This is a genomic window from Candidatus Deferrimicrobiaceae bacterium (assembly GCA_035256765.1).
Lineage (GTDB): Bacteria > Desulfobacterota > Deferrimicrobia > Deferrimicrobiales > Deferrimicrobiaceae > CSP1-8.
Genome location: DATEXR010000255.1, coordinates 1 through 3793, shown reverse-complemented (window position 1 = coordinate 3793; position 3793 = coordinate 1). Strand labels below are relative to the sequence as shown.

The 3793-nt window shown below is 62.3% G+C and carries 3 protein-coding genes; all 3 read left to right on the top strand.

Annotated elements, in window-relative coordinates; genetic code table 11:
- The first annotated feature begins 268 nt into the window (after positions 1-268).
- Entirely contained in the window at positions 269-2698 is a 2430-nt protein-coding gene (locus VJ307_08520; GenBank protein HJX74185.1) for an ATP-binding protein, read from the top strand.
- Positions 2699-2730: 32 nt separating this feature from the next.
- Positions 2731-3144, top strand: a complete 414-nt coding sequence (locus VJ307_08515; GenBank protein ID HJX74184.1) for a hypothetical protein — start codon at positions 2731-2733, stop codon at positions 3142-3144.
- A 23-nt stretch (positions 3145-3167) separates the two neighbouring features.
- Positions 3168-3793: protein-L-isoaspartate(D-aspartate) O-methyltransferase (locus VJ307_08510; protein HJX74183.1), on the top strand; the 626-nt coding region annotated here is incomplete at its 3' end.

The following is a 3793-nucleotide window of genomic DNA, read 5'->3' as shown; positions in this document are numbered from 1 at the left end:
GCGTCGAGCGGAATCGGCAGCGAGCGGTCGCAGGTCGCGAGCGTAGCGAATAGGAAGCCCCCCGCGAGCCCCGGGCATCGGGAGGAAAAACGCCTTAGGGCATCGCCCTGATACGATACCGTATTTACGAGACGCAGCACTAAGGCTGACGGTCCGTTTTCCCCGGTCCCCTTTTTATTTTTCGGGGAAGTTTCTATGATGAACGAGGATAATCCGGAACCGCCGGGGGATTTCCGTTCCCCCTTTCCCGATCACGAAGGAGGGATGCATGGCCAGGTTGCTTTCCCCCGATGACCTGTACCGGGCCTGCGACGAGCGCTTCTTTTCCTTTCGGACGACGGAAGAGCTGGCGCCGCTGGACGGGATCGTCGGCCAGGAGCGGGCCCTCGATTCCATCGACTTCGGCCTGAACCTCGCCAGCACGGGATTCAACATCTACGTGCTGGGCGAGAGCGGGACGGGGAAGACTTCGGCGATCCGTTCCTTCATATCGAAAAAGGCGGAAGGGGAGAAGGTTCCGCCCGACTGGTGCTACGTCTACAACTTCCGGGACCCGACCGAGCCGATCGCCCTTTCCCTCGAGCCGGGCCGGGGAGTCGCGCTCCAGAAGGACATGGCGGAGCTGATCGCTGCCTTGAAAGTGGAAATCCCGAAGATATTCGATTCGAAGGATTACAAGAAACAGAACCATATCCTCATGGAGGAACTCCAGTCCCGGCAGAAGGAGATATTTTCCTCCCTGGAGCGGGAGGCGGGCGAGAAAGGGTTCCAGGTCCGGCCCGCGATGGGCGGCTATGCCATCGGAGCGGTCGGCAGTTCGGGTGAGCCCCTTACGGAGGAGGAATACAACGCGCTCGACGAAAACGCGAAAAACCGCATCCGGGAGAACGGGAGGAAGATCCAGGAAAAGATCGACGACGCGAAGAGGATGCTGAAGGTCCAGGAGAAAGACGCCAAGGAAAAGCTTCGGGAGTTGGAGCGGCATGCCGCTCTCTCGGTCCTCGGGCACCGGATCGAGGACATACGCGCCCCGTACGGGCGGGACCCGAAACTGATGTCCTACCTGGACGACGTGGAGGAAGACATCCTCGAGAACATCGACGACTTCAAGGCCCCCTCCGACGAGGCCGCCGCGCCGGCGGTGCCTTTTTTGAAATTGGCGAGGCAGGAGCCCGATTTCCTCAAGTACACCGTGAACGTGATCGTGAACAACGGAGGCAGGAAAGGCGGGCCCTGCGTCTTCGAGAGCAACCCCACGTACTACAACCTCTTCGGCCGGATGGAGCACAAGTTCCAGTACGGAGCCGCCATCACGGACTTCTCCATGATCAAGGCGGGCTCCCTGCACAAGGCGAACGGCGGGTTCCTGGTCATCAACGCCCTCGACCTCTTCCGGAATCTCTTTTCCTACGACGCCCTGAAACGGGCCATCCGGAACTGCGAGGTGAAGATCGAAGACGTGTGGGAGCCGTACCGTTCGGCCCCCGCGGCGATGATAAAGCCGGAGCCGATCCCTCTCGACCTGAAGGTGATCCTGATCGGGAGCCCCGAAATCTACTACTTCCTGTACAACCTCGACGAGGAGTACCGGGAGCTGTTCAAGGTGAAGGCGGACTTCGACAACCGGATGGACAGGTCGGAGGAGAACATCCGGAAATACGCCTCCTTCGTGGCGACGAAGGCGAAAGGGGAGAGCCTTTTCCCTTTCGATCCTTCCGGCGTGGGTAAGGTGGTGGAATACGGCTCCCGTCTCGCGGAACACCAGGAGAAGCTGACCTCCAAGTTCAGCGACGTCTCCAACCTGATCCGGGAATCCCATTACTGGGCGGTCAAGGAAGGAACTTCGGTGGTCTCCGGCGCTCACGTCGAGAGGGCGATCCGGGAGAAGATCTACCGCCACAGCCGGGTCGAGGATCGGCTGCGGGAGGTGATGGCGGAGGGGACGCTGATCGTGGAGACCTCGGGAGCGAGGAAAGGGCAGGTCAACGGCCTCGCCATTCTGGGGACGGGGGACTACTCCTTCGGAAAGCCGTCGCGGATCACGGCCACCGTGTATCCCGGCAAGGGAGGGGTTCTCAACATCGAGCGGGAAACGAAGCTTTCCGGGAAGATCCATGAAAAAGCCGTTCTCATCCTGTCCCATTACCTGGGGAGCCGGTATGCGGGGAAGAAACCGATCAGCCTCACGGCGTCGATCACCTTCGAGCAGCTGTACGGGATGATCGAGGGGGACAGCGCGACCTGCGCGGAGCTCTACGCGCTCCTGAGCGCGATCTCGGGCGTCCCCGTCAGGCAAGGGGTCGCCGTCACCGGTTCGATGGACCAGGGCGGAAACGTGCAGCCGATCGGCGGGGTCAACGAGAAGATCGAGGGGTTCTTCGATCTCTGCCGTCTCCGGGGGCTCGACGGTTCGCAGGGGGTCATCATCCCGGAACGAAACGTCAGGAACCTGATGCTGAGGAAAGACGTCGTCGAGGCGGTCGGAGAGAAAAGATTCCATATCCATGCCATCGATCACCTCGAGGAGGGAATCGAAATCCTGATGGAGACGAAAACGGGGGAGATCGGGCAGGACGGCAGCTACCCCGAGGGGACTTTCCATCGTCTCGTGGAGGACCGCCTCGCGGCGCTTCGGGAGGCGTCGAAACGGGAGGGGGATCGCGACAAGAAGGACAAGCGAACGGAAGACAACCGATGAGAGGGAGGAAATCCTCCCGGAGGAGGAGAGAGATGGCGGACCGGATCACGAAGGCCTTTTATTGGAAGCTCGCAATTCCGGACAGGCCGGGCGAAGGAGCGCGCGTCCTCCGGGCGCTGAAGGACCACAAGGTGAACCTCGTGGCGTTTTCCGGTTTCCCGAGAGGGAGGAAGACCCAGATGGACTTCGTTCCCGCGAACGCCGCCGCATTCCAGAAAGCGATGAGGAAGGCCGGTTTTCGATTGACCGGGAAGAGGACCGTCTTCCTGATCCAGGGCGGTGACCGGCCGGGTGCGGTCCACGGGGTCATGGAGAAGCTCGGCCGGGCCGGCATCAATGTGACAGCCCTCGAAGCGGTCGCGGACGGGAAAGGACATTTCGGGGCCATGCTCTGGGTGAAGCCGGCGGATGTCCGGAAGACAGCCAAGGCTTTGGGAATCTCCTGAACGTTCCCGACAGGGTGAGGAGGATGCGTTCCCGCCGGTTCGTCATCGCCCTCTGGGCGGTTCTTTTCTGTCTCCCGGCTCCGCCGGGAGGAGCGCAGGAGGATCCGTACCACGAAAAGCGACAGGCGATGGTGAGGGACCAGATCGCCGGGGAGGGAATTTCGGATCCCCGGGTTCTCGCGGCGATGCGGGAGGTCCCTCGTCATCTCCTCGTCCCCGCCGAATACCGCACGAGGGCCTACGACCCGAGGCCGCTTCCGATCGGCGAGGGGCAGACGATCTCGCAGCCCTACGTCGTCGCGTTCATGACCGAGATCCTGCGCCTGAAACCGGGGGACCGCGTCCTGGAAGTGGGGACGGGCTCCGGGTATCAGGCGGCAATCGCCGCGAAGATCGCCGGCGAGGTGTACACCGTCGAGATCTTTCCGTCCCTCGCGGATCGCGCGCGCAGGAACCTCGAGTCCCTCGGACTCCGGAACGTGTTCGTCCGGAAGGGGGACGGGTATTACGGCTGGAAGGAGAAGGCCCCCTTCGACGCCATCATCGTCACGTGCGCGGGGGGCCACATCCCGCCCCCCCTGCTGAGCCAGCTGCGGAACGGGGGAAGAATGATCATGCCGGTCGGGGGACCCTTCCTGACCCAGAACCT

Excerpts from the sequence above, each read along its gene's own strand:
- VJ307_08520 (HJX74185.1), top strand. The coding sequence starts at position 269 with ATGGCCAGGTTGCTTTCCCCCGATGACCTGTACCGGGCCTGCGACGAG.
- VJ307_08515 (HJX74184.1), top strand. The coding sequence starts at position 2,731 with ATGGCGGACCGGATCACGAAGGCCTTTTATTGGAAGCTCGCAATTCCG.